Below are 26,760 nucleotides of genomic sequence, written 5' to 3' on the forward strand. Positions count from 1 at the left end.
CTTTCCTGCTTCGATGCAGCGCGGGAAGCATCCAAACAAGCCGAAGCGCCGCGACGGCGTGCCGCCGCGAAAGGAAGCCGTATGAAGTTGACACAACTGAGTTCCACCGTGACGCAGCTCACGATCCTTGGCTTTTCCAACGTGTACCTTCTGCGCGAGAGCGACGGCTTCACCGTAATCGACACGTCGCTGGGTGGCCAGGCCAAGGGCATCGTGGAAGCGGCACAGCAGCAGAACACGCCAATCAAGCGCATCCTGCTGACGCACGCGCACGGCGACCACATCGGATCGCTGGACAAGCTGCACGACCTGCTGGGGCGCGTGGATGTTGCAATCAGCGAGCGCGAGGCTCCGCTGCTGCACAAAGACCTGACGCTGCGCCCGGGCGAGCCGCCGCAGAAGCCGAAAGGATCGCTGCCGGGGGCGAAGACGCGGCCTACGCACACGCTGACCGACGGCGAGTTGTTTGGCTCGTTGCGCTGCATCAGCACGCCCGGCCACACGCCGGGCCACATGAGTTTTCTGGACGAACGCGACGGCACACTCTTCGCCGGCGACGCGCTGGTAGGCATCGGAAACCGCCTGAGCCTGGTAACCGCGCCGCCGTGGTGGTTTCCTTTGCCGAAGATGGCGACGTGGGATGTACCTACGGCGGATCGCTCCGCACAAAGGCTGCTCGGAGTGAGCCCGCGCCTGGTGTGCACGGGCCATGGCGCGGCCATTCCGAACGGCACGGAAGCACTGCGCGAAGCCCTTCGGCGCAAGGGCTTGCACGAGTCGAGATAAGCAGGAAACCCGGCCGGCGGTTTAGGATGTGCCTACTTCACCCTCCCCCAGAGAGCAGGAGTTTGCAATGCCTAGCCTTTCCCGAATCCCTGCGCGGCTGCGTTCTACGGCAGTCGCATGTGCGTTCCTTTGCGGATCGCTCGCCAGCGTAGCGCAAGTTGTTCCCGTCCCCTCTACGCCCGTGGTGGGCTCATCCAACCCGGCCACGGCTGAGCCTCCGGTCACGCGTCCCACCACCACGCCCTGCACTGTAACGCTGTACGACAACCTGGAGTTCAACGACTACAGCGCCAAGCCGATCAGCTTCGCACCTCCGGCGGACTGCAAAGGACCATGGGCCAAGGTAGTGCTCTCGGTCGATTTCACCGTCACCAAGGGCCGGCAGTACGACCGCACCGCATCGCTATACCTGGGCAACGCCAACATCTTCTACGGCACCACCGCCGAACCGCGCAGCACGCTCAGTCCGTCGTGGCACGTGGAACGCGATGTGACCGACCTGTCGGCGATCTTCCAGACCACGCAGACCGGCCAGGCGATCGTCTACAACATCTTCAACTCCACCTATAACGGCGACATCTTCGGCACGGCGAAGCTGCAGTTCTACCCTGCCGATGCGCTGAACCCCGCGCCGACCGTGCCGGGAGCCGTGATTCCGGTGAGCGGCGTGAACAGCCCGTACGAACTAGACACCACCGCCAGCCAGTTGACCACCTCCGTCACTGCGCCGCGCAACACAGTGAAGGCGTACCTGGACGTAATCGCACAAAGCCAGTCGGCGGACGAGTTCTGGTACCTCTGCGTTCCGAACGACCTGGCCAACGAGCTTGAGAGCTGCCCCAGCACCGCCTTCCGCGAAACCGAGATCACCATCGACGGCAAGCCTGCCGGCGTGGCCCCGGTGTATCCGTGGATTTACACCGGCGGCATCGACCCGTACCTGTGGGAGCCGATCGTGGGCGTGCAGACGCTGAACTTCAAGCCTTATCGCGTGGACCTGACCCCGTTTGCCGGCGTTCTGAGCGACGGCCAGCAGCACACCGTAGGCGTAAGCGTGTACAACGCCAGCAGCTACTTCCTGGCCACGGCGAATCTGCTGCTGTACACCGATCCGAACCGGCGCACCACGGGCGGCGGCTTGCTGGAAGACACGCTGGACGAGGCACCGACCCCGCAGATTACGAACAACCTCGCAACCGACGCTTCTGGCCTGGTGAAGGGTTCGGTCACTGTCGACTCCAAGCGCAACTTCCGGATCAAGGGATACGTGGAAACGTCCGCGGGCCGCGTTGTGACCACCGTGCAGCAGACGGTCCACTTCAACAGCACGCAGAATTTCGCTGTGAGCAACAACGATCAGCAGAATGCGATGCAGACCAGCACGGTGGACAGCAAGACGGTTCGGCAGGTGGGTGGCACGCGCGAGGAAACAACCAAGCGCATCTCCTTCCCACTCATCCTCGACTACTCCTACATCGTGAACCCGGATGGCACCTCTTCCCAGACCGTCATTTCCAACCAGAAGGACGTGGAGACAGAAACGCGTGCTGTGAACGGCTTGGAGGTGTACTCCAGCGGCAGCGCAGAACAGGTGCACTCGACCGATACATTGAGCATCTCTGCGGCTAACGCGATCACCGCGGCAAACGGTTCCAGCAAGGCGAGCTACCAGAGCTCGAACTCGTTGGGCGAGTGCTACAGCCGCGTGATCACCGCAGCCAATCGCGTACTGACCTCGGTCAAAGACGGCGACGGCTGCTCAACTGAGAAGTAGTGTCTTCTACGCTTCATCTACAAAGAGGGGAGCCTTCGGGCTTCCCTCCTTTCTTCGCTCAGGCTAGCTGCGCCAATGCAGCTCTACCGGTTCGCGCAGCGGGTGTTCGCCCTGCCCGGTCAGCCGCCGCTGCTTCAGCGCGAAATACCACTTGGCCGGCTTGTCCGCGTCATCGATCAGCATCATCGCGGGACGGAAGCGCAGGCCCTCCGCCTGCTGGATCATCGTCTCCTGGTCCTGCCGCACGAAGCGCGCGCCGAAGAACTTCGCGATCTGTGGCACCAGCGGAACGTTGTAGAAGACGTTCCAGCAGGCGACCACGTCGATGCGGCACGACGACGGCGTGACCGGTGTAATGGTCGTGAGCGAAGCAAACCACTTGCCGTTCTCCCCGTGCCCGGCGCGGATCACTTCGTAGCGGCGGTTGGGCAGCGTGAAGTCGATGGTGGTCTCGATTTTTTCGCCGTAGACGCCCAGCAGCTTATACGGCGCGGAGTTCGCGGAAGGCGCGTGCGAACTCATGCGAAAGCCGTCCGGTAGGGGTTCGAATCGCTTGGTCTTCTCGTGAATGCTGGCCGCGGAGCGCCACCACCAGGCGCGATGCACGAACGGGCCATGCGCCGGGTCCATGAGCCCGATGATGCCGTGGTCCACATTGCAGGGCAGGTCGGCGGAGAGGTGCGCAGTTCGGAACTGCGCGGAGAACTTCGGCACCTGCGGCAAGGGCGGCAGCGCCGTCTCTGCCGTGATGCGGCCCATGCCAGCTTCGGGGACGTAGACCCAGGCGAAGCCGTCGGCCTCGCGGCAGGGAAAGGCGCCGGCGTAGATCTTGGTGGGCTGCAGCGTGTCGATCTGCGTAAGAGACGGAATCTCGGTGCACTGGCCGCTGCAGGGCTCGAACTTCCAGCCGTGATACCGGCACTGCACGGTGTCGCCGTCGAACCAGCCGGCGGAGAGCGGGATGCCGCGGTGGGGGCACAGGTCGCGCATGGCGAACAGAGCACCGTCGCGCTTGCGGCCAACGACCAGCGGAATGCCGAGCAGCAGCGTAGTGGTCATGCTGCCGGGACGCAACTCGCTCGTGCGCACGGCGGGGTACCACTCGCCGAAGATCAGGTCCGTGGCGGGCTGGTTCCCTGCTTCCGGTTTGTCGTTGCGCAGTCGCATGCGGCCCCTTCAGGATACGGCTGCGGATGGCGGGTTGCGGCGCCGCGTACGATGAAGCTGCAATGCACGGCATTCCGCAGCGGCCACGCAAAACGCTCCACATCCTCGGCTGGCTCTGGTTTGCCTTCTACTGCACCTTTGCGCTGATCAGCCCGCCGCTGCTGGACGACGCCGACTCCGTGCACGCCGAGGTGGCGCGCGAGATGATCGTGCGGCACGACTACGTGACGCTGTACGCCAACGGCATCCGCTACCTGGAGAAGGCTCCGCTGCTGTACTGGAGCATGGCGGCCAGCATGCGGCTGCTGCGTGTGCACAATGAAACTGCGCGCCTGCCGCTGGCGCTGTACACGCTGGCACTCTTGCTGCTGGTCGAACGCTTTGCCCGCGAGGCCTTCCGCTCCGCTCGCGCCGGGCTGTACGCGGGCATGATCCTCTTGTCCAGCTTCGGCCTGTTCATCTTCACGCGCATCCTCATTCCGGATGCGATGGTGTGCCTCTGGTACGTGCTGGCGCTGTGGGCCTTCTGGCGCATGGAGGCCTACGCTCCGGAGCAGCGCGTACCCTGGCAACCCGCAGCAATCTTGGGAACGGCCTGTGCGCTGAACGTGTTGACCAAGGGCCTGATCGGCTTGGTCTTCCCGGTGGGCACCATCGCGCTTTACCTCGCGATGACACGCGGCAAAGCTATGGGTCGCCGCATCGCGCAACTGCGTCCGCTGTTCACCATCGTCGTCTTCTTCGTCATCGCGGCACCTTGGCACATTGCGATTGCACGCGCGAACCCGAGCGAAGGCGATCCGCAAGGCCTGCACCATACCGGCCGCCTCCTGCCGTGGTTCTGGCGCGGTTGGAGCGTGCCCGAGCCCACGTGGGGGCACGTGCACGGATGGACGTGGTTCTACTTCATGAACGAGCACGTGCTGCGCTACCTTAACCTGCGCGTGCCACGCGACTACGACACCGTGCCGCTGGTGCTGTTCTGGGGCCTGCTGCTGGTGTGGCTCATGCCGTGGAGCGCCTTTCTGCCGCAGGCGCTCGCCTCGATTCCGGTGGACAAGGTGCTCTTTCGAGCGCGCCTGGGCATGCAAGACCGCATCATGCTGCTGGTTGGCACCGCCGCGCTGCTGCCGCTGGTCTTTTTCTCATTCTCCACCCGACAGGAGTACTACGTTCTGCCCTCGCTGCCGTTCCTCGCGATGCTGCTGGGCCGTTGGCTCGAACGCGAGACGGTAGAAGCCGAGACCAACGTCGCGCCCACGCCACTGCACAACGTGGCGATGCGTTCCACTGTCGTGCTGCTCACATTCGGATCCCTCGCGGCTCTTGCGTGCGCTTACTTTCTGCTGCATACGAGCGCGCCGATCGGCCCCGTCGATCTTGCGACGTTGCTGAAGCAGAACCCTGGCGATTACGCCCTTTCCTTCGGCCACTTTCTGGACCTGAACGCGCGCGCCATGGCGATGTTTCGCTTGCCGCTCGGCATTGCCGGAGCCGCATTATTTGGCGGAGCGTTCGCTGCATGGTGGGCCAGGCGCGAGTGGAATCCGCACGCCGCCAACATGCTGTTGCTAAGCGGCGCCATGGCGTTCCTGCTGGCCGCACACGTGGGGCTCACCACGTTCTCGCCTGTGCTCACCAGCTTTCGCCTGTCGCAGGCCATTTCGCGGCAGATTAGGCCCGGCGAAATCATCATCCTGAACGATGAGTACGAAGCGGGGTCGTCGCTCGGCTTCTACCTGCGCCGATCCGACATCCACATCCTGCATGGGCATTCCGCGAACCTTTGGTACGGCAGCTTCTTCACCGACGCACCGAACATCTGGGAAGACGACCTGACCTTGCGCGCCCGGTGGCTGACCACGCAACGCATCTATCTGTGGACCGAGCCGGACAAGATGCCGAACCTGCCGGTGAAGCCATATCTGGTCGCGGAAAGCGGCGGCAAGATGATCGTGAGCAATCAGCCGAATCGCTGACTTCCGACAGCGCTGCTGTGGCAGGAACTTCGTGAGCGACGCAGCCCAAGCGGGAAGCCAGCAGGGATAACGGAACCGTACAATCGCACGCATGAGTCTCTCCGCGTTGCCGCTCACGCGCCGCAGCTTTCTGCGCACTTCGGCCCTGGCCACCGCTGTACTGCACCTGCCCGGACATGCCTTCGCTGCGCCGCCCAGCACGACCGTGCATACGCCGCTTGGCAACCTGCGCGGCACCGTGGAGAACAACATCCGCGTCTTCCGTGGCATACCCTTTGCGGAGCCGCCGGTTGGTGAGCGCCGCTTCCGCGCTCCCGTGGCCAAGGGTTCGTGGACCGGCGTGCGCGACGCGACCGAGTTCGCCGCGGAAGCCTGGCAAACCATGACGCCGGACATCAACAAGAGTGAAGACTGTCTCTACCTGAACATCTGGGCACCGGAGCGCGTCGACCGGCCGCTGCCCGTCTTCGTGTACATCCACGGCGGCGGCTTCACCGGCGGGCGTTCGTTCGATCCGCTGACCAACGGCACCGCCTTTGCTCAGGACGGCATCGTCCTGGTGACGGTGGCGTACCGCCTTGGCGTCTTTGGCTTCCTGGACGTGAGCCCGCTGCTTGGCCCCACCTACGCAGCCTCCGCCAACAACGGTGTTCGCGACCTGATGCAGGCGCTGCGCTGGGTGCAGCAGAACATCAGAGCCTTTGGCGGCGATCCGTCGCACGTGACCATCGGCGGCCAGTCCGCCGGCGCCAAGCTGTCGGACATCCTGATGGGCGTGCCCGCAGCCAGGTCGCTGTTCCACCAGGTCATCTCAGAGAGCGGCGGGGCGGAGCGCGTGCAGAGTCTTGCTAACGCCACAGCCGTCGCGCAGGGCTTCCTGAAGTCGTGGCAGCAGACCGGCGGCGGCGATGTAGCGTCGCTCAAGACCGCCGATCCGGCCAAGCTGATCTCCGCGCAACAGCAGTTCATTGAAGAGTGGCCGCAGCACTTTCCGCTGCGCTGCGAGATCGACGGCACCGTGCTGCCGCAGAAGCCGATTGAAGCAATCCGCAACGGCAGCAGTAAGGGCAAACGTCTGCTGCTAGGTACGAATCGCGATGAGAGCGCCAGCTTCGTCGGCCCGCACCCGACCAAGGACGCGCTCGCAGCCGACCTGGGCAACGTGCCGGTCGAGACCTTCGCGAAGATTTATCCGGAGTACGAAGAGATTTATCCCGACTGGACCAAGGAGCAGCGCCGCATTCGGTCGCTGACGGCGGAAGAATACTGGGTTCCAAGCATGCGCGTGGCCGAAGCGCACGCGCTGAACGGCGGCGAAACGTACGTCTATCGCACCGATTTTGTGGAGACCAGTGGACGCCTGAAGGGCGACGCCTATCACGGCATCGAGATGCCGGAGGTGTGGGGCACCTGGCGCAAGGACGTGGAAAACGCTGCTGCCGAACAGAAGCTTGCAGCCGAACTGCACACCGCCTGGGTTCACTTCATAAAGGGTGACGCGCCGTTTGCCGAAGGTCTGCCGAACTGGCCCCGATGGACGCCCGGCAATCGCGAAACCATGTTGTTGAGCGACAACAGCAAAGTGGAAACCAAGCCGCAGGAAGCCGAGCTGCGGCTTTGGGATGGAGTGCTGTAGCCGCTAAGGCTGTACGCGCTCCATCACGCCCTTTCGCAGGCGGAAGCGCTCGCCGCGCCACACCACCTCGTCGCCCGCGTACGTCCACGCCCACAGCAGCAGGGCGAAGCAGTCGCGCACGGGGATCAGCAGAATGTCGCGCAAGACCTGGCCATCGCGCAGCAGGCCCACGCCTCCGCACAGCGCAACCAAGATGCGCAGGAAGAGCACCAGCGAGAACAGCGAGATGCTGGGCAACGACGCTCCCGTTGCGATCACCGTTGCGATCGCCCACGGCACCGCGTGCAGCGTGACCGTGCCAAAGAATTGTGCGGGCCGCGCATCGCGCACGGTACGCCCCCAGCGGAGCTGGTGCTCGGCAAATCCGCGAAAGCTGTAGCGCGGAACGGAGGTGGCGACCACCTCGCGCATCAGGCGAACGGTGCGGCCGCTTTGGTACACGCGAGCGCCAAGTTCGTAGTCATCGGCAACATGATCGCGCAGCATCTGGAACCCGCCGATGCTGTCCAGCGTTTCGCGGCGCAGCGCCAGCGTTCCGCCCAGGCCGAAGCGCACGCCGCGCTCCAGCATGCGTGCCGAGAGGATGCCCGGCAGGAACTCCGTGCTGATGCCAAGCGCCTCCAGCTTCGACCAGATGCTGCCGCGCTCCGCCACTTGCGCGAAGTACGTCGCAGTCACCAGGCCGACGTTCGGCTCGGCCAGGTGCGCGGCGATGCGCTCCAGATAGTGCGGGCCAACGCGGATGTCCGCATCGTTGATGACGAGGACCTCGCCCAGCGCGTGCGGCACCATCTGCTCCAACGTGCTCACCTTGCCGTTCAATCCCAGCCGCTCCGGGCACGGGATCACGCGGACGGTCGATCCCGGGAACTCCTGCATCAGCTTTGCCGCCATCTGTTCCAGCGGCTCACCCGTCTCACTCGCGCCCAGCAGCAGTTCATAGCGGCCGCCGTACTGCTGCTGGCAATGGCTCGCAAAGCTGCGATACAGCCCCGGGTCGCTGCCCTTCACCGGTTTCAGAATGGAGACGGTCGGCGGCGCCGTGGCCAACGGCGGGTCGGTGACCTGCGCAAAGCTGCGCATGGCAACCAGCGCCAGCAGCAGGTAGAAGATGCCGGAGAACGTAAGCAGCAGCGTAATCAGCGGAATGACAAACACTGCTTTGAGAATAGATGGTACGAAGCACGAGCAGTTGACGGCGCCTTCTACATCACTCAGATTCGATTGGAGCAGTGTCATCCTGAGCGGAGCGAAGGATCTGCTTTCTGTTAGCCTCGGCACTCCAGTCGTATGGGGCTGCCTGCTTGCCCCACTCAGCACTCAAGTCGTCCCAAGTCGGATTCTCTGCCTCGATCAGCGCAACTTTGCGAGCGCGCGTCCAGCCCTTGATCTTCTTCTCGTAGGCGATTGCGTCTTCCACGTAGGGAAATCGCAGGTACCAGACGAGGCGGTTACAACGATACTTGCTGGTAAAGCCTTTGAAGGTACCGTTGCGGTGCTGGACGACGCGGCCCTCGATGTGGCTGGTCACACCGATTTACAAGGTGCGGCTGATGCTTGCCACGATGTAGACGTAGTAGAGGCGGTCCTTCACGCGAGCATTCTAGCGGCTGCGAACGAAAGGAGATCCTTCGCTTCGCTCAGGATGACACTGATCATCTTTAAGGGCGCAGATCTAGAGAGTCGCGAGGCTCCGGTCAGAAGAAAATATCTCCCGGTAAGCGATCTCGTAGCCTTTGCGCTGGTGCCTTGCAGTCAACGCGCCCGCGATGTCGTCGCCCTTCACGGTCTCCGTCTTTGGGTCCCAGTGAATGTGGTGGTCGGTCTTCATCGCCATCCAGTGCAGGAGGCACGTAGTGCAGGCACGGTGGCCGATCTCCGCAGTCGCGATGTTGGTCTTGCGGCTCTTCACGCAGTCCAGCCAATTGCCATGGTGGTCGTCGGCCGTGTAGGCGTGCCACTCGTTCGGCCCGATCACGGAGTCGACCACCTTCGGATTCGAAGCGCGCAGCGGAACGATGGGCACCGGCTTGGCAGAGCCACCGGAGTTGGCGGTGGCGGCAGGGGTGTTTGCGCCCGTGGGCGTGGCTGCGGCGGTAGGCGTGGTCATGCCGTCGCGGCAGACGAAGATCCAGCCGTCGGTGCCGATCCACTTGATGCCGTTCTCGTACGCGCCGGAGATCGTCATCTTCACGCCGTTCTCGTACAGGCCATAGGTCTTGAACGGCCCGTGCACGTCCCACAAGCCTGACTTCGGAAACTCCGCCTGTCCCCAGACTTCGATCGGTCCGGTCAGTTCCGTATTCATGCCCCAGTGCGCCGTGTCTACGTGGTGCGCGCCCCAGCCGGTGATCATGCCGGCGCCAAACTGCTCCATGCGCAGCCAGCCCGGCCGGTCGAAGCCCTGGACGGGCATCACCCGATCGACGGTGTAGGGCACCTCCGGCGTGGAGCCGAGCCACGCGTCATAATTGAAGTCCGCCGGCACCGGCATGGGTTGCGGATTGCCGCCCGCTGGGTCGCCGGGCAATCCAATCTCCACTTCCTTCACCGTGCCGATACGGCCGTTGCGCACAAGCTCTACAGCGCGCGCAAACTGCTTCCACGAACGCTGTTGCGATCCGATCTGTACGATCTGGCTCGACGCTGCGGCGTGGTTCGCCATGATGCGGCCCTCCGCGATTGTCAGCGAGGCAGGCTTCTGCAGGTACACGTCCTTCTTCGCCTTGATCGCCGCCACCGCAAGCCGCGCATGCTGGTGATCCGGCGTAGAGATCAGCACCGCGTCGATGTCCTTCTGCGCCAGCAGCTCGCGATAGTCGGCATACCCGCGCGTGCCGGTGTAGTTCCCACCCAGCTTCTTGGCATAGGTCTCGTCGACCAGTTGCTGCGCCAGCTTCACGCGATTGGCGCTCAGGTCGCACACCGCCACGATGCGGTTGTCGCGCCCCGCCACGCCCGTGTATTGCCACACGCCCGGCATGTCGTGCCCGCGCGAGATGCGGCCCACACCGATCGCGCCGATGTTGATGCGATTGGACGGCGCCGTCGCACCAAACACGGATGCGGGAACGATAGTGGGAAAGCCGGCCGCAGCGGCAGTGGCGGCTGCGGTCTTCAGAAAGCTGCGGCGGTCGATCATGATGAGGTTCTCCGTGGAGCAGAGTTCGGAGGGAGCTTCGAATCAGGTGGCAAAGACGCGCATCCGCGCCTCGCCCGTTGCGGCGCACTGCCAATCAGGCAGGCGTGTTCTCTTTCGGAAAGGGCTCGTTCGTCAGGCCCGGCTTGTCTTCCCAATCCACGTGCGAGCGGCGCGCATTCATCTGCGCCCGGATCACCAGTTCGGCCGCCAGGAGGCATTGCGCCTGGTCCTGCGCGGTGTGTGTCCGGTTCACAATGTCGGCAACGAACTGCGGCCCAAACGGCAGCGGCATGTTGTTGCAATCGATGTAGCGGGCTTCTTTCTGATCGACCAGGAACAGGTTGTTGCCCTGCTTGGCAACGGCCACGTTGGTGTACTTGCGAACCTCGATGTAGCCCTCGGTACCCAGGATGAAGAGCCGGCCGTCACCCCACGTGCCAAGGCCGTACGGCGTGAACCAGTCCAGCCGCACATAGCCGAAGCCGTTGTTGCCGTGCAGCATCATGTCGCCGAAATCCTGAAAGGCGGGGAACTTCGGGTGCCGCACATTTGCAAGCTGCGAGGCCACGACCTCTGCCTTGGTAGAGCCGGTATAGAACAGGAACTGGTCCACCTGGTGCGATCCGATGTCGATCAGGATGCCGCCGTACTGCTCTGGCTTCCAGAACCACTCGGGCCGGCCGCCCAGGCCTGAACCCATGTCGCCACCGGGCTTTTGATTCACCTGGTGCGGCGCAATGTTGATGGTCTGGATCACCTTGCCTATGGCACCCTGCTGCACCAGTTCGCCGGCGTGCACGGCGGCCTTCACCTCCAGCCGTTCGGAGTACATGATGGCGTAGATCTTGCCGGTGGCTGCAATGGTCCGGCGCACCTCGGCAAGCTGCGCCAGGTTGGTAATGCCCGGCTTGTCGGAAAGGAAGTCCTTGCCGGCCTTCATGGCGCGCACGCCGATGCCGGCACGCTCGTTCGCCACCTGCGAGCTCAGGATCAGCTTGATCGAGGGGTCGTTGATCACCTCGTCCTGCGTCGCCACAAACTTCACGTCGGGGTAGCGCTTCTTCATCGCTGCGACGAGGTCGGGCTCCATGCCCCACGCCACGGTGAACTTGCCGCCACCACGCTTGATCGCCTCGATCATGCCGTACACGTGGTTGTGGCTTATGCCGCACACGCCGAAGTTGATCGAGTGCGCCGGGGCGGGTTCCGCCTGCGGCGCCAGCGCCTCATGCCGGACGGGGCCGGCGTAGGAGTCCAACGCTCCGGGCATGGCAAACGCAGGCATGGCGGTGGCCACGCCCGCCGCCGAAAGGGCCTGCAGGAAATTGCGCCGGGGCAGAGACTTGGTCGACATCAGAAGCGGTTCTCCAGGAGCGGTGGGGATTAGGTTCGGCTGCCGAACTTTGACAAGCTACCCGCAGGCAGCGGCCGATGCAACCGCACTCTACTCGCCCGGGAACGGAACTGGCAAGTCCCTCGAAGAAAGGCCGTCGGCGATATCCGGGATGCCTCGCGGCCTGCTGTCTCCCACACCGCCATTGGCGACCCATAAAGTTTTGTAGTACGAATTATCTCGGTTTTCGTGACAGAGCAGGTCGCTGCCTGGGCAGCCGTTCAGGCGCACGAGCCGGAGGTTTCTCTTTTTGAACGACGGAAAACAAAAGAACGGTTGTGCCGTGGTCCTGGGCGGCACCTCGGGCCTGGGCGAGGCCATTGCAGTGGGTCTGGCGCAGTCCGGCCTGCACGTAGTGGCCAGTTCGCGCAGCCAGGATGGAGTGGATCGCACCGCCGACAGCATCGAAGCGGCCGGCGTCCGTACCCTCCGCGCCACAGCCGACGTGGCGGACCGCGCATCGCTGCTACATCTGCGCGAACAGGTCCTCGCGGAATTCGGCGAGGTGCGGGTTCTAGTGAACGCCGCCGGCATGACGAAACGCGAGCCAACTCTCGATGTCGCGGAAGAAACCTGGAACCGCATCCTCGATGTGAACCTGACCGGCACCCTGCGCGGCTGCCAGGTCTTCGGCGAGTCCATGCTCGAGAACGCGGAAAAGAACGGCATCCGCGGCCGCATCATCAACATCGCCTCGCTCTCTACCTTCGTCGCGTTTACAGAGGTCACCGCCTACTGCTGCAGCAAGGCCGCGGTGGGCGCACTCACCCGCTCGCTGGCGGTGGAGTGGTCGCCCCGCGGCGTCCTTGTGAACGCGATCGCACCCGGCGTCTTCCCCACTGCACTGAACAGCAAAATCATCGACAGCCCGCGCGGGCAGGAGCTGAAGTTGCGCACGCCCATGGCCCGCTTTGGCCGCGCGGAAGAACTGGTGAGCACCGCCGTGTACCTCTCCAGCGAAGACACTACGTACACCACCGGCCAGATCGTCACCGTGGATGGCGGCATGTTGAGCAGCGGGGTGAACCAGTAATGCCGGGTGGTGGAACGCGCGGCAACGGCGGAGGCATGTCGAGCAAGCGTTCGTTGCCGGCAGGCAAGCGGCGCTTCGATCTTCACTCCGAAGATCCGGCGTCTAGTGAACTGGCACGCGACATCAATCGCGACATCATCCTGGAACTGCTACGACGTCGTCAGCCCATTGCCCGTGTCGACCTTGCACGCCTCAGCGGCCTGCAGCGCTCGACCGTCTCACTCATCGTGGAGCAGTTGCTGCGGGAGCGCTGGATCGTGGAAGGCGCCACGGTGCGCACCGCGCGGGGACGCCGTCCCACCATGCTCAGCCTGAACGCAGACCTGGTCATGCTGGTGGCAGACATCAGGCCCAGCCATGCCGTCTGTGCCGTGGTCGATCTGAACGGCCACTTCCTCGCGCGGCAAAGTGTACCGGTTGCCAGCGACCCGGAGATCGGCGTGCAGCGCATCGCCGAAACGCTGGAGCGCATGCGCGATGAGTTCGCGCGCAAGAGCTTCGAGGGCGTGGGCATCAGCGTGCCGGGCCGCGTGCATCCTGAAACGCAGCGCCTCCTGTGGGCGCCCAACCTGCGCTGGCACGACTTCGACATCCACGCCGTTCTGGAAGAGCGCCTGGGCCTGCAAGTGGAGATGGATAACGCCGCCAACGCTTGCATGCTGAGCGAGCTGTGGTTCGGCCGCATGGACAAGTTCCGCAATGCCGTCCTGGTCACCATCAGCGAAGGCGTGGGCGCGGCGGTGTTGGCCAACGGTCAGTTGCTTATGGGCAAGGACGGCATGGCCGGTGAGTTCGGCCACATTCTGGTCGACCCCAACGGGCCGCAGTGCAACTGCGGCGAGCGCGGCTGCTGGGAGATGTTTGCCAGCACGCGTGCGGTGCTGCGCCACTATAACGACCGCGCGCCCGAGCAGCCCGCACTGACCTTTACCCACCTGATCAGCCTGGCCGACCAGGGTGATACGAACGCCCTGGAAGCGCTGGAGGAACAGGCGCGCTGGGTGGCACGCGGCCTGCGCATGATCACCGCCGCGCTCAGCCCGGAGACGATCCTGTTTGCCGGCGACATCTCCGCCTGCTGGGAACGCAGCGGCCCCATGGTCGAACGCGCCCTGTCGCAACGCATGCTCGTTGGCACGCCGCCAACGTTGCTCGCCATAGGCGATGGCGAAATGGCACGCCTGCGCGGTGCGGCGGCGCTGGTTCTGCAGCGGCACTCCGACTATCACCGCTCCACGGCCACGGCGCAGCGCGCGCCCGAGCGCGAAGCGGTCGCGCAGGCGTGATGGCCGCAGTTCTGCAAGAGAGTTTCGCGTCTCGGCAGCACCGTAACCTTGGCTTTATCGCCCGCGCCCTGCTGTGCCTTGCGTGCCTTGCCGGCGTCGCTCCGCTCCACGCGGAGACCGGCGCCCAGGCGTGGTTGCGCTACGCTCCGCCGCCAGACCCGCCGCGCTATCGCGACATGCCGCACGAGATTGTGCGACTGGGTCACGCGCCCGAAGAGCAGGCCGCGGCCGAAGAGCTGGAGACCGGGCTTGGCCGCATGATCGCGGGCGCACCCGAAACTCTGCCCGCCTTCCATCGCGACATCGACGCTATCGTGCTCGGCACAGCCGACGAGATGCGCCGCTCGGAATCGATGCAACGCCACCTGCACGGCTACCAGCCCGTGCCGCTCGCGCCCGATGCCTTCCGCATCACGCATGTTCGCAACCGCGCTCGCCAGTGCTGGGTCATCCAGGGCGGATCGCCTCGCGGCGTGCTCTACGGCGCCTTCCGCCTGCTGCAATGGATCGCGCAGGATCGCCAGCTTCCCACCGACACCACGGAGACACCCGCATCAACCATCCGCTGGGTCGATGAATGGGACAACCTGGACGGCTCCGTCGAGCGTGGCTACGCAGGACCATCGATCTTCTTCGACCATGGTCACGTGCGCGGTGACCTGTCGCGCGTACACGACTACGCACGCATGCTGGCCAGCGTCGGCATCAACGGCATCACGGTCAACAACGTGAACAGCGACCTGCGCACGCTGCAGCCGGAGATGCTCGAGGAGTTCGCGCGCATTGCGGATTCGCTACGGCCGTATGGTATCCGCATGGCGCTCAGCGTCGATCTGTCCTCTCCGCAGGTGGTTGGCGGTCTGCCTACGTTCGACCCCGTCGATCCTCGCGTGATCGCGTGGTGGCAGGCGAAGGTGGACGAGATCTATAAGCTCATCCCCGACTTTGCGGGCTTCACCGTCAAGGCCGATTCCGAGGGCCGCCCCGGACCGCACCAGTACGGCCGCTCGCCTCTGGATGCAGCGAACGCGCTCGCAAAGCCGCTGCAGGCGCACGGCGGTGTGGTGCTCTACCGCGGCTTCGTCTACAACAACCATCTCGACTTCCACGACCTGAAGGCCGACCGCGCGCGCGCCGGATACGACAACTTCCGCGCGTACGACGGCAAGTTCCTGCCCAACGTCATCATCCAGGTAAAGCACGGCCCCATTGACTTCCAGGTGCGTGAACCCGTGTCGCCACTGATCGCCACGCTGCGCCACACGCCGCAAGCGATGGAAGTGCAGATCACCCAGGAATACCTGGGCCAGCAGCGGCACATGGTCTACATCGCGCCCATGTGGTCGTGGGTGCTCGACACCGACATGCGCGTGGACAACCAGCCCTCGCCCGTTCGCGACATCATCACCGGCAAGACCTTCTATCAGGCGCAGGGCGGCATGGTCGGCGTGGCCAACGTGGGCATGGAAACGAACTGGCTGCACCACCCCATGGCGCTCGCGAACCTGTACAGCTTTGGCCGTCTCGCATGGAACCCGACGCTCACACCGGAATCAACCCTGGACGAGTGGACGCGCATGACGTGGTCCAACGACGGCCGCGTCTACGAACCGATCGAGCAGATGAACCTGGCAAGCTGGCACGCCTACGAGCAATACACCGGCCCGCTCGGCCTGGGCACGCTGACCGACATCCTCGGCACGCACTTCGGTCCGGGCCCTGAAAGCGCGGACGGCAACGGCTGGGGCCAGTGGATTCGCGCCGTGCCCGGTCCGCACGGCGGGATCGGCATGGACCGCACCGTCGCCACGGGCACCGGCTACATCGGCCAGTACCCGCCGGAGCTCGCCGCCAAATACGAGTCGCTAAAGACCTGCCCCGACGACCTCCTGCTCTTCATGCACCACGTGCCGTGGACGTACAAGCTGCGCGGTGACGACCCCGGCGACAAGACCACGCCTTCTGCGAAAGGTGCTCCGACCGCCAACGATGCCGACGACGAGAGTGAGGCTAAGACCAGCACCAAAACGGTGATCCAGCACATCTACGACGCGCACTACGCCGGCGCCGCCACCGCCGCAGCCTTCGTCGACCAGTGGGAGAGCGTGAAAAGCCTCATCGATGAACCTCGTTACAACGAGGTGCACGCGTTGCTCGTCTTCCAGGCGCGCCACGCGGAGATCTGGCGCGACGCCATCAACGACTGGTTCGCGCGCGAAAGCGGCGTGCCCGATGCGCTGGGCTTCGTCGGCCACCACACCGGCCGCGAAGAGGCCGAGTCGCTGCCCGGCACCGGCTTCCACACCGTAGACGTTTCAAGCTGGGAAACCGCCAGTGGCGGCAAGGCAGCGGTGTGCAACGCCGCACCCTGCGAACTGCACACCACCTTCCGCGGCGCTGCGAACCCGTACCGCATCCAGGTCGGCTACTTCGACCGCCATCCCGGCGCGGCGCAGTACCGCCTGCTGGTCAACGGCACCGAAGTCGCAAACTGGACCGCTGACGACATGCTGCCGCCCGACCGCCCTGACGACCGCCTGAACGGCCACACCGCAACGCGCTTCGTCGCCGAAGGCATCCGCCTCAAACCCGGCGACACCATCTCACTCGAAGCCACACCCGACGACAAAGACTTGCCCGCCGTCGACTTCCTCGAAATCACCCGCGACCCGCGGTGGAACTGAATACCGATTCCTGTACAACATGCACTGGAGTGATCTATGGCAAAAACCAAGTTTTTGGATGAAGCGCTAGACGGGCTTTACGCGAGATTAAATGAGGTCGGCGGCGACCCGCTCGAGCTACCCTCAGTGCTGCGGCCTCCAATACTGCTGATGACAATGCAAGCGAAGATCGACAACGGCGGCATTCGTTATCCCATGGAAGGCGACTTTCCGTTCACTCCGCCCTACTCTGTCTTTGCAGATGCTTACCGCGCCATCGGAGCGAACGACGCGGCGGATCGCTTCGACGAAGCAGTCGCTATGTTTCCGTTTGAGCATCCTGAGCGCGAGGCAGACAAGCGTGAGGAGTTCATGAGCAGCCTTGATGACGATCATAGGTTTTTCCAGCTTGGGAATGCCCTCTGCGGAGACGAAAGCATCTGGCGCTTGCTGGACGAGTATGTGAAGGAGCACGCCGAAGCCTTTGGGCTCCGCGACCAAAAGGTTTAGGCAAGCGCACGCTGATTGGGCGCCCGCACCGCCTTCAACTCACGGCTTGAGAGGACTCGCATGAAGATCACCAACGCTCGCCTCATCGTCTGCTCGCCCGATCGCAACTTCGTCACGCTCAAGATCGAAACCGACGAGGGCATCTACGGTTTGGGCGACGCCACGCTGAACGGCCGCGAGCTTGCCGTCGCCGCGTATCTGGAAGAGCACGTGATCCCGTGCCTCATCGGCCGCGACCCGTCGCAGATCGAAGACATCTGGCAGTACCTGTACCGCGGTGCGTACTGGCGGCGCGGCCCCGTCACCATGTCCGCCATTGCGGCGGTCGACGTCGCGCTGTGGGACATCAAGGGCAAGGCGCTCAACACGCCCGTCTACAACCTCCTCGGCGGCAAGAGCCGCGAAGGCGTGCTGGTCTACACGCACGCCAACGGCAGCAACATTGACGACGCCGTCGCCTCGGTTGAGCACCACATCGGCGAAGGCTATCTCGCCGTCCGCGCGCAGAGCGGCGTGCCGGGCGTGGCCTCGAGCTACGGCGTGCCGAAAGGCGGCAAGCCCTATGAGCCTGCGGAGCGCGGCCTGCCCGGCGAGAGCCTCTGGTCCACCGAGCGCTACCTGAACTTCGCGCCCAAGCTCTTCGAAGCGGTGCGCAAGTCCGTCGGCGAAGACATTCACCTTCTGCACGACGTGCACCACCGCCTCACACCCATCGAGGCCGCACGCCTCGGCAAATCACTGGAGCCCTACCACCTGTTCTGGATGGAAGATCCCACGCCCGCCGAGAACCAGGAAGCCTTCCGCCTCATCCGCGAGCACACCGTCACGCCCATCGCGACGGGCGAGGTCTTCAACAGCTTCTGGGACGCGCACGACTTGATCCGCCACCAGTGGATCGACTACATCCGCATGACGATCGTGCATGGCGGCGGCATCACCGCACTCAAAAAGGCCGCGGACTTTGCCGCTGTGTACCAGGTACGTACCGGCTTCCACGGCGCCACCGACCTGTCGCCCGTGACCATGGCGGCCGCGCTGCACTTCGGCCTCGCCATCCACAACTTCGGTATCCAGGAACACATGCACCACACCGCGCTGACCGACCAGGTGTTCCCGCACCACTACAAATTCGAAGCCGGTTACATGCACCCCGGCGACGCGCCGGGTCTCGGTGTGGACATCGACGAAGCGCTTGCGGCGAAGCACCCATACCAGCGCGCCTACCTGCCCATCGCCCGCAAACTGGACGGCACCCTTACCGATTGGTAAGCGACCCTCACCGACTGGTAAGCACAGCGAGGACCGGAAGCAGACACACACGGCCGGTGCTACAGTTTCGCTATGCCCGGCCCGGCCATTCCGCGCGTTGCAACCTGCCAGATGGCGGTGCGCCGTGCGCGGATGAGCATAATCTTCACGGTTGTCGGCCTGGTCTGGCTGGTCGCGTCACTGGCCTACTCCGGCCGGCTCACGCCGCGCACCCTGACGAGCTGCAGCATGGTGGGCGCCACCGCGCTGATTGTGTCCCTGGCCCTGCTGCGGCGCGCTCCCCGGTTGCCGCGCGAGCCCATGACGCGCGAGCAGCAGGCACGCATCCGCCGCATCGTCATTGCAATCAACATTCTGGAATGGGTTGCGGTCGCCACCGCCTGTGCTGTGCTCATGCTGGTGCACCTGCCGGAGTACATCCCCACTGCGGCGGGCATTATCGTCGGTCTGTATCTCTATCCCATCGCGGGTGCTTTGCGCGCTCCGCTGCACACCGCCACCGCCACATTGCTGCTCGGTTGGAACTGCGTCGCTCTGGCGACGCTATCGCGCTGGCGCCAGGTCAGCGTGGGCGCCGCTGGAACAGGTGGCATTCTGCTGGCCAGCTCGGCCGTGACGCTCGCGTGGGCACTGTGGCGCACGCGCAATGCTGCACCCCTGCCAACGGTTGCGGCCGCGGACATGCTGGCGCCCTGAACGCTCCTTTGGCTGACGCCTAGGGCAGCTTCTGAATCTGGGCGTTTGCGGGCATCTTCGGCAGTTGGAACTGGTTATCTTCCAGCGCTTGGTTGGTGCTCAGCTTTTTGATCGTCAGCCGCAGCCGGAGCTGGTCGATCGGCCGCTGGATCGTGATCACCGACGGAAACAACTGGTCACCGAACTTCTGGTAGTTGTCATAGTTCGCGATCGTGACCTTTTGGCCTTTTTCGTCGTAAATGTCCTGCTGGTACGGCATTAGCGTCGCGCGGCTGATGTGAATCACGCGTCGCGATGTGAGCTCCTGCGAACCGGTCACCTGGTGATAAATCCCAAGGTCGTACTCTGGAACGTCGAACACAGCTTTTTGCGTCGGATCGGGCTGGTAGATCCGTTCGTCCGATGTCCGTGAGACCAGGTCATCGCCGTCCGCCCCGCGGATCAGCAGCGAGTCGAAGAAGACACCGGGCCGCAGGTTTTCGATCGGATTGGCAGACGGCGTGGAGACCGCGTTGGACCCGGTGATCGCACGATTCCGAGGCGGAATCTGGACCGTGAACGTCTTCCCGTCCGTGACCATGTCGACCGCCTGGATGTGACCCACCGGCGTAAACAGCAGCACGCGCAGATCGCCCGGTTTACGCAGCAGCAGGTACCCGGGGAAGGCTGCGTAATCCACGACCTTGCCCTCTTTGCCCCCGCCCGTCGAGACGGAGATGTCGATGGACGCGTTCATGGACTTAATCTGGTTGAAGCGGTCATCGGTCTGCTTCAGCAGATCGGTCAGCGTCGCGTCCAGCACGGTCGAGGGCGCATGGGTCTGCATGACCGAGCGGGTACTGCGGAAGCAGCCAGCAAGCGGCAGCAGAAGAGCGGACAAGACGACTGCGCTCGATCGGATTCGAGACAAATTTGGCAAAGCTCAAGTATATCGGTCGCAGAAGTGGCAACCGCACCATTGGATGGCCTCGACCCCGTTCACGATGCTGAAAGACGACACCGGTTAGCCCCGGAGCAGCGATCCGGCTTACCCGGACGCGTCGTCAGGGCTGCGCCGGCACTGCCGCTCGATAGCTTTGTACCTGCTGCGCGTGCTCCGCCAGGGTCTGCGAAAACTGCGTGTGACCGGTACGGTCCGCCACGAAGTACAGGTTGTCCGTCACTTCCGGATGCATCGCCGCCCGCAGCGCCGCAGCGCCTGGAGAACAGATCGGCCCCGGTGGCAGGCCCTTGTGCGCGTAGGTGTTGTATGGCGAGTCAAACTGCAGATCGCTGCGGTAAATCGTTCCCCGCCAGCGGCCTGACAGCATGGCCGCATAGATCACCGTCGGATCGGTTTGCAGCGGCATGCCCTGCCGCAGCCGGTTCACAAACACGCCGGCGGCCATGGTGCGCTCGTTGTCGAAGTGCACTTCCTTTTCCACCAGCGACGCCAGCGTCACCACATCCGCCGCTGGACGGCACTCCCCCGTGCAACTTGCCGCAGCAGGCTGCAGTCCCAGCCTGGCGGCCTGCACGTTGAAACGCTTCACCATGGCCTGCAGCATCTGTACCGGGGTAGTCGTGTGGCTGAACAGGTAGGTGTCGGGATAGAGATACCCCTCCAGCGACGTGGCATGCGGAGACCATTGCGCGATCAGTTGCGTATTCTGCTTTGCCGCAGTCAGGAAGTCCGCGCCGGAGGCCAGCTTTGCTGCCTCGACCGCGCGCGCTATGTCGAACAGGTTGTACCCCTCGGGAATCGTCAGCGCCCGCGTGTACACGTCACCCTGCGCAATGCGGCGATACACCTCTGCGGCGCTGGCCGGGTCGGCAAAGCGGTACTCGCCTGCCTTTAGCCGCCCGTGCTTCCATGCCCGCAGGAGCAGAAACGCATAGCGCGACCGGATGACGCCGTGCTGCTCCAGGGTCGTCGCCATGGTCTGCGCCGAGGTGCCGGGCGGCAGCTCCACAAAAGTTTCCTGCGACGGCGCAACCGGCAGAAATACCAGGCCCGCGGCAGCACCGGCAACCAGCACACACAGCAAGAAAAGCACGGCGACGAACTTCACACCCACTAATCTCTCACGAGATCGCCGCCTTTTTGCGGGCGCTGCGCGACGGCTCGGCTGGCGCCGCTTCGGGGTGCTCGCGCGCAAGTTCGCCTACGCCGCCACCGCATCGCGCAACGCATCCACCTCGTACAGGTAGTCGTGCGCCGGCAATTGCTCCAGCACCTCGCGCAACTCGCCCAGCAGCGGACGGCTCGCACGCCCCCGCCGCAGCGCGTGCATCAGCGAGCACAAGCGCTCCTCATGCTGCTGCACCACCTGCATGGTGTGCAGCAGCGAATTCAGCCCGTGCGCCAGCACCTGGGCGTCCACGGCGGTCGCAACCGCTGGAGTTCCACGGCCGGCAGACCGCCCGGCAGCACCAGGCGTCCGCTTCGGCGCAGCCGCTTTTGCCGAGACGGCCCTTTTCGAAGCTGTCCGTCCCGCGGATGCACTCTTCCCAGATAAGCTCTTCTTTGCCGCATTTCCAGGCACGGCCTTCGAGCCGCTCGACCGCCCTGCGGCCTTCCGTCCCGTTGTTGCCTTCTTCGCTACTGTCTTCGCCATAGGTTGACTCTCTTGTAAATAGGATGCGGGTTGCACCAGAAGAAGTGCATCGCTGCTTCCGCCCCGCTGCTAGACTGCGCCCATGCTTCGATCTGCTGCGGCTCTGCTTTGCCTTGCTACCGCCTCCGCCTGCCTCGCCCAGACCACCACTACGGCGCTCAACCCAACACTGCAGCAGCAGATCGAGACCATCACGCAGGAGCCCGCCGTCGTCCGCGCCCATTGGGGCGTGTCCGTCACCACGCTGAGCGGCGCGCCCATCGCCACGCTGAACGATGGCCAGTTCTTCCAGCCCGCCAGCAACACCAAGCTGTTCACTACCGCCACTGTTTCCGCCCTGGTGCCGTTGGACACGCGCCTGCACACGCGCTTGCTCGCCGTGGGTACCGGCCTCCGCGACGGCGTTCTGCAGGGTGACCTGATCCTGCGGGGTGGTGGCGATGCTAACTTCTCTGGCCGGCCTGTTCCGTACCGGCCGCTCAAGCCCGGCGAAAAGGAACCGCCACGCCCGGAACTCCGCTACATCGACGAACTCGCAGACCGTATCCAGCAGCAGGGTATTCGCAGCATCCAGGGCGACATCCGCGGCGACGACAGCCTGCTGGCCTACCAGCCCTACCCACCGGACTGGTCGCTGGATGACATGGTCTGGTACTACGGCGCGCCGATCACCAGCCTGATGATCGCGGATAACTCCATCGACATCACCGTCACACCCGGCAAACAGCAGCCCGGGCAGCCCACGTACGACACGCCGTCGATCCATCTGAATCCCGACCTGTCCTACTACGAATTCGACACACACGACCTGAAAACCGTACCGGGCGCGCCCACCCGCATCGACTTCGATCGCATGCCGGGCAGCCGCGTGCTGCACCTGCGCGGCACCATCGCGCCCGACGCAGCCCCTTCCACGGAGAGCATCAGCATTGACGATCCCGCCGAGTACGCCGCCCTTGCCCTGAAGCGCGCGCTGGAACAGCGGGGCATCACCGTCACCGGCCAGGCGGTCGCGAAGCACGGTCCGCTCGCCGGCTTACAGCGCGACGACCTGGTAGAGGCCAGCATCGCGGGCAAGACAACCTCCACCAGCCCTCTACGGCCCGCCGTGACCGTGCCCGACGCCGGCGGAAACACGCCCATGTTTGGCTCCGCCGAATGCACGCGTCTGCAAGCCGCGGGCAGCGTCGCCTGCGTCGTCGCCGACCACGTAGGACTTCCGTTGGCCGACGACATCGTTGTGACCAACAAGGTCTCGCAGAATCAACATGCCGATCTTCTGCTGCGCATGCTGCCGCTGGAGTTGAACCAGGGCGCAGCAACGACCGCCAACGGCGCCATGCTCGAGCGGCGCTTCCTGACCGAGCAGGCCGACATCGACCCGCGAGACTTCTACTTCAACGACGGCTCCGGCATGTCCGGCCACAACATCGTCACGCCACGAGCCATCACGCAGCTGCTGCGTTACGCCAGCACGCAGCCCTGGGGAGCGCAGTGGAAGGCATCGCTTCCCGTCGGTGGAGTCGATGGCTCACTGCGTTCGCGCTTCCCGAACGAGCCACTGAAGAACCACGTCTTCGCGAAAACCGGAACGCTCGGCGAAGTGCACGCGCTGAGCGGCTACCTGGACTGCAGAAGCGGACAGACCGTCGTGTTCAGCCTGATGGTCAACACCCACACCCCGCTGAACAACGACGATCTGAAAGCGATGGACCGCATCGTAGCCTCCATCGCCGCGGCGGAGTAGCGCTCGCCGGCTACTTCACGCGCTCCAGCACCACCGCGGTCGAGTCGTAATCGCCAACCATGCTCAACGCCACTCCCGAGCCCATCAGCACCGCTCCGCTCACCGTCGCGTCGCCGTGGTACTTCGCCGCATCCAGCGCGCGCACACGATACATCGCCTTCGCGTCCAGCCCCAGCAGGCGCACCGGAGGATAGGCCACGCCCAGCCGCTGCGAGTGCAGGTACGCCATCAGCACGGCCTGCGATCCGTCGCGCGACACATACTCCACCTGCGTCGCGTCACGATCGGTGGGCGGAGCCAGCCGATAGAGATCGCCCTGCTGCACGGTGTTGCGGATGCTCTTGTAGAACGCGGTCAGCTTCGCCCCCAACGCCATGTCGTCGTCGCTGAATTTGTTCAGGTTGTTGCCTATGCCCAGCGCGCCCTGCATGGCCACGAGGAAGCGGTACTGCAGCGGAACGAAGCGGCGATCGTAGTTCGGTACATCCGTCGTCCACGCCGCCATGACCTGCGGCGTGTAGGCCTGCGTAAAGCCGTACTGAATGTCCAAGCGGTCCAGCGCGTCGGTGTTATCGCTGGTCCACACCTCATCCGTGCGCTCCAGAATGCCCAGGTCGACACGGCCGCCGCCAGACGCGCATGACTCAATCTCCAGCTTCGGATGCTTCGCGCGCAGCCGGTCAATCACGTCGTACAGGTTGCGCACGTACTGCACGTAGATCGCTTTCTCGGCATCCGGATTGCGATGCGCGGCACTCGACCCGGGCGCACCTTCCCATCCCGCCTCGGTCCAGTTGCGGTTGTAATCCCACTTCAGGTACGCAATGTCGTTCTCGCTGACCAGCTTGTCGAGCCAGTTGAACATCCACTCCTTCACGTCCGGCCGCGCCAGGTTCAGCACCAATTGGTTGCGCGCCTCGGTGTGCTGCCGGTCGGGAAACTGCATCGCCCACTCGGGATGCGCGCGGTACAGGTCGCTGTTCGGGTTCACCATCTCCGGCTCCACCCAGATGCCGAAGTCCATGCCCAGTGAATGCACGTGATCGATCAGCGGCTTCAGCCCGTGCGGAAACTTCTGCGGGTTCACCGTCCAGTCGCCCAGGCCGCGGTGGTCGTCGTTGCGCTGCCCGAACCAGCCGTCATCCACCACGAAGCGCTCCACGCCCAGCTTCGCCGCTTTGTCCGCCAGCGCGATCTGCATCTGGTCGGTGAAGGTCATCTCCGTCGCTTCCCAACTGTTGAACAGGATCTTGCGTGGCGGAGGTGGCTGCCGGGTTGCGGATCGGTGTGGCAGAATCTCATCCGTTTGGAACCGGTGCAGCACGCGTGACGCCTCGCCGTGTCCACCATCCGTGTAGCCCGCGTAAAACTTGGGCGTCTCCAGCGACTCACCCGGCTGCAACTGGTAGCCGAAGTCGAAGGGGTTGTAGCCACCTGTCACCTTCACCATGTGCAGGCTGGTATCGTCCACGGCGATGCGCCACGATCCGCTGTAGCCCAGCTCGCCAAACCACACCGGCCCCGCAGTCTCGGTCGTCTCGTCCGTGCGGCCGAACGCAAACCAGGGATTCGCGCGTTGCGAGGTCGATCCTTTGCGGCTCTCCAGCACGCGCTCTCCCGCCTGCACGCGTTCCTCGTGCAGTTGGAACTCGCCGGCCCACATGCCGGTGAGCCATCGCATGCTGTAGCTCGATTTGTCCGTTTCCGGATACGCCGGCAGCGTCCACGTTGCGCTGGCCGCCTGTTCGATCTGCACCGGCGCCTTGCCCGAATTCTCAATGCGCGACCAGCGCGCGATCACACCCTCAGGGAACGCCTTGTAATACAGGTGCACGCGCACAGGCTGCGCGGTGTCCTTCAGCACAATCTCAAGCTGGTCGGCCGAAGTCTTCGCCGACTCATACTTCAGGATCAGCGTGCGGTCGCCGTTGGGCGAATCGGCCTTCAGCGCCGACTCGGTGAACAGCCCCTCACCCCACGCCGGGTATTCCAGCGGCGTGGTGCCAATGGGAGGATCGACCGACGCACGCTCCGGGTGCATCTTCGCCGCGGGCAGCGTCGCGTCCGCGGGCAGGTGCGGCCCCCAGTACATCGACTGCAGCATGCCCTGGTCGTTCACACCAACGGCGTACGTCATGCGGCCCGCGTCCAGAAACCACTCGTGGCCGGCCGCGTTCTCATGCACCGCAACCTGCGCGTGCACGGCCAGCGGAGCCAGGGCAGACAGGAGAACGACAGGCACAACCGCCGCACATAAACGTATACAAGACATGCCAAAAACTGTAACGCGCCGAAGGGATCTCCGGCGCGTCGACTTCAGCGGAACTCTGTTTAGCGCAAGCCACCGGCAGCGACGACAACCTCGCCCGTGATCCACGCCGAGTCGTCCGAGGCGAAGAACGTGGCAGCGCGGCCGATGTCGCTTGGCTGTCCCACGCGGCCCAGCGGCGTCTGTGGCGTCAGCGTTTCAAAGAACTCGGTGAAGCCTGCAGCACCCTCGGTGACCACCGGCCCGGGGTTCAGGCTGTTCACGCGAATCTTCTTGGGCCCCAGTTCCTTGCTCAGCGCAACCGTGATCGAATCTACCGCGCCCTTGGTCGCCGAGTACACCGCGGCATTCGCTGAGGCATTGCGGCCCACCAGCGAACCAATGTTGATGATCGATCCACCCGTCTCCGGAAACAGCGGCACGACGGCCTGCGTGGTCAGCAGCAGACCCAGCACGTTGGTGTCAAAAATGCGATGGAAGAGTTCGGGCGTAGTCTGCTCCAGCGGCGCAAACTGGTAAACCCCGGCGTTGTTGACCAGCACATCCACCCGGCCGCCAAATGCCGCTTTCGTGCCCTCGACCAGCTTCGCGATCTCTTCCGGCTTCGACACGTTCGCACCCACGGCAACCGCCTTGCCGCCGGCATCGGTGATGCGCTTCACCACCTTGTCGGCGCCGTCCTTGGACGAAGCGTAGTTCACCACCACGCTCGCGCCCTCGCGGCCCAGTTCCTCTGCGATGCTCGCACCAATTCCCTTTGACGCGCCGGTCACGATCGCGATCTTGCCATTCAGCTTGCCCATAACCTGTTCC

21 protein-coding genes are annotated in these 26,760 nt (G+C 64.3%); 11 read left to right on the forward strand and 10 right to left on the reverse strand.

What is annotated here, in order from left to right:
- Positions 1 to 81: 81 nt before the first annotated feature.
- Positions 82 to 786 carry an MBL fold metallo-hydrolase gene (locus OHL12_RS11555; protein ID WP_263413966.1) on the forward strand — a complete coding sequence of 235 codons (705 nt, stop codon included), beginning with the start codon at positions 82 to 84 and terminating at the stop codon, positions 784 to 786.
- Between the two features lie 67 nt (positions 787 to 853).
- Entirely contained in the window at positions 854 to 2,560 is a 1,707-nt protein-coding gene (locus tag OHL12_RS11560; RefSeq protein WP_263413967.1) for a peptide-N4-asparagine amidase, read from the forward strand.
- A 63-nt stretch (positions 2,561 to 2,623) separates the two neighbouring features.
- Here OHL12_RS11560 and OHL12_RS11565 read toward each other — a convergent pair whose 3' ends face one another.
- The gene (locus tag OHL12_RS11565) at positions 2,624 to 3,727 is read right to left on the reverse strand and encodes a Rieske 2Fe-2S domain-containing protein (protein WP_263413968.1); all 1,104 of its coding nucleotides are present in this window, start codon (positions 3,725 to 3,727) and stop codon (positions 2,624 to 2,626) included.
- A gap of 26 nt (positions 3,728 to 3,753) precedes the next feature.
- Here OHL12_RS11565 and OHL12_RS11570 point away from each other — a divergent pair, with 26 nt between their 5' ends.
- Positions 3,754 to 5,706: an ArnT family glycosyltransferase gene (locus tag OHL12_RS11570; RefSeq protein ID WP_263413969.1), complete on the forward strand. Its 1,953-nt coding sequence runs from the start codon at positions 3,754 to 3,756 to the stop codon at positions 5,704 to 5,706.
- A 91-nt stretch (positions 5,707 to 5,797) separates the two neighbouring features.
- Positions 5,798 to 7,342 carry a carboxylesterase/lipase family protein gene (locus OHL12_RS11575; RefSeq protein WP_263413970.1) on the forward strand — a complete coding sequence of 515 codons (1,545 nt, stop codon included), beginning with the start codon at positions 5,798 to 5,800 and terminating at the stop codon, positions 7,340 to 7,342.
- 3 nt (positions 7,343 to 7,345) lie between these two features.
- On the opposite strand, the gene hpnI is transcribed toward OHL12_RS11575, so the two are convergent.
- From hpnI to OHL12_RS11595, 4 genes are all read right to left on the reverse strand, one after another.
- Positions 7,346 to 8,500: a bacteriohopanetetrol glucosamine biosynthesis glycosyltransferase HpnI gene (gene hpnI / locus OHL12_RS11580; RefSeq protein ID WP_263413971.1), complete on the reverse strand. Its 1,155-nt coding sequence runs from the start codon at positions 8,498 to 8,500 to the stop codon at positions 7,346 to 7,348.
- Positions 8,501 to 8,552: 52 nt separating this feature from the next.
- A complete protein-coding gene (locus tag OHL12_RS11585) occupies positions 8,553 to 8,873 on the reverse strand; it encodes a GIY-YIG nuclease family protein (protein ID WP_263413972.1) in 321 nt (106 codons plus the stop codon).
- Positions 8,874 to 9,017: 144 nt separating this feature from the next.
- Positions 9,018 to 10,484 (reverse strand): Gfo/Idh/MocA family protein, encoded by a 1,467-nt coding sequence (locus OHL12_RS11590; RefSeq protein WP_263413973.1) that lies wholly within the window; start codon positions 10,482 to 10,484, stop codon positions 9,018 to 9,020.
- Positions 10,485 to 10,578: 94 nt separating this feature from the next.
- Complete coding sequence (locus OHL12_RS11595; RefSeq protein WP_263413974.1) at positions 10,579 to 11,838, reverse strand: Gfo/Idh/MocA family protein; 1,260 nt, start codon at positions 11,836 to 11,838, stop codon at positions 10,579 to 10,581.
- A gap of 289 nt (positions 11,839 to 12,127) precedes the next feature.
- Between OHL12_RS11595 and OHL12_RS11600 the strand changes: the two genes are divergently transcribed.
- The 6 genes from OHL12_RS11600 to OHL12_RS11625 all read left to right on the forward strand — a co-directional run bounded on the left by OHL12_RS11600 (position 12,128) and on the right by OHL12_RS11625 (position 19,334).
- Positions 12,128 to 12,910, forward strand: coding sequence for an SDR family NAD(P)-dependent oxidoreductase (locus OHL12_RS11600; protein WP_263413975.1), 783 nt, complete (start codon positions 12,128 to 12,130; stop codon positions 12,908 to 12,910).
- Positions 12,910 to 14,196: an ROK family transcriptional regulator gene (locus OHL12_RS11605; protein ID WP_263413976.1), complete on the forward strand. Its 1,287-nt coding sequence runs from the start codon at positions 12,910 to 12,912 to the stop codon at positions 14,194 to 14,196. The genes OHL12_RS11600 and OHL12_RS11605 overlap by 1 nt, the downstream gene beginning before the upstream one ends.
- On the forward strand, positions 14,196 to 16,880 hold the full coding sequence (locus OHL12_RS11610; protein ID WP_263413977.1) for an alpha-glucuronidase family glycosyl hydrolase: 2,685 nt from the start codon (positions 14,196 to 14,198) through the stop codon (positions 16,878 to 16,880). Before OHL12_RS11605 ends, OHL12_RS11610 begins: the two co-directional genes overlap by 1 nt.
- Positions 16,881 to 16,916: 36 nt before the next feature.
- Positions 16,917 to 17,369: a DMP19 family protein gene (locus tag OHL12_RS11615; RefSeq protein WP_263413978.1), complete on the forward strand. Its 453-nt coding sequence runs from the start codon at positions 16,917 to 16,919 to the stop codon at positions 17,367 to 17,369.
- Positions 17,370 to 17,429: 60 nt separating this feature from the next.
- Positions 17,430 to 18,638, forward strand: a complete 1,209-nt coding sequence (gene manD, locus OHL12_RS11620) for a D-mannonate dehydratase ManD (protein WP_263413979.1) — start codon at positions 17,430 to 17,432, stop codon at positions 18,636 to 18,638.
- A 72-nt stretch (positions 18,639 to 18,710) separates the two neighbouring features.
- A complete protein-coding gene (locus OHL12_RS11625) occupies positions 18,711 to 19,334 on the forward strand; it encodes a hypothetical protein (protein WP_263413980.1) in 624 nt (207 codons plus the stop codon).
- 19 nt (positions 19,335 to 19,353) lie between these two features.
- Here OHL12_RS11625 and OHL12_RS11630 read toward each other — a convergent pair whose 3' ends face one another.
- From OHL12_RS11630 to OHL12_RS11640, 3 genes are all read right to left on the reverse strand, one after another.
- The gene (locus tag OHL12_RS11630) at positions 19,354 to 20,214 is read right to left on the reverse strand and encodes a DUF4292 domain-containing protein (protein ID WP_263413981.1); all 861 of its coding nucleotides are present in this window, start codon (positions 20,212 to 20,214) and stop codon (positions 19,354 to 19,356) included.
- Positions 20,215 to 20,377: 163 nt separating this feature from the next.
- Positions 20,378 to 21,385, reverse strand: a complete 1,008-nt coding sequence (mltG, locus tag OHL12_RS11635; protein WP_263413982.1) for an endolytic transglycosylase MltG — start codon at positions 21,383 to 21,385, stop codon at positions 20,378 to 20,380.
- 93 nt (positions 21,386 to 21,478) lie between these two features.
- On the reverse strand, positions 21,479 to 21,697 hold the full coding sequence (locus tag OHL12_RS11640; protein WP_263413983.1) for a hypothetical protein: 219 nt from the start codon (positions 21,695 to 21,697) through the stop codon (positions 21,479 to 21,481).
- Between the two features lie 316 nt (positions 21,698 to 22,013).
- Between OHL12_RS11640 and dacB the strand changes: the two genes are divergently transcribed.
- The gene (gene dacB / locus OHL12_RS11645) at positions 22,014 to 23,678 is read left to right on the forward strand and encodes a D-alanyl-D-alanine carboxypeptidase/D-alanyl-D-alanine endopeptidase (RefSeq protein ID WP_263413984.1); all 1,665 of its coding nucleotides are present in this window, start codon (positions 22,014 to 22,016) and stop codon (positions 23,676 to 23,678) included.
- A gap of 10 nt (positions 23,679 to 23,688) precedes the next feature.
- Here dacB and OHL12_RS11650 read toward each other — a convergent pair whose 3' ends face one another.
- Together OHL12_RS11650 and OHL12_RS11655 are read right to left on the reverse strand one after the other, a co-directional pair.
- Complete coding sequence (locus OHL12_RS11650; RefSeq protein WP_263413985.1) at positions 23,689 to 25,920, reverse strand: alpha-galactosidase; 2,232 nt, start codon at positions 25,918 to 25,920, stop codon at positions 23,689 to 23,691.
- 89 nt (positions 25,921 to 26,009) lie between these two features.
- On the reverse strand, positions 26,010 to 26,750 hold the full coding sequence (locus tag OHL12_RS11655; protein WP_263413986.1) for an SDR family NAD(P)-dependent oxidoreductase: 741 nt from the start codon (positions 26,748 to 26,750) through the stop codon (positions 26,010 to 26,012).
- Positions 26,751 to 26,760: the final 10 nt, after the last annotated feature.

Origin of the sequence: Terriglobus aquaticus (genome assembly GCF_025685415.1) — a bacterium.
GTDB lineage: Bacteria > Acidobacteriota > Terriglobia > Terriglobales > Acidobacteriaceae > Terriglobus > Terriglobus aquaticus.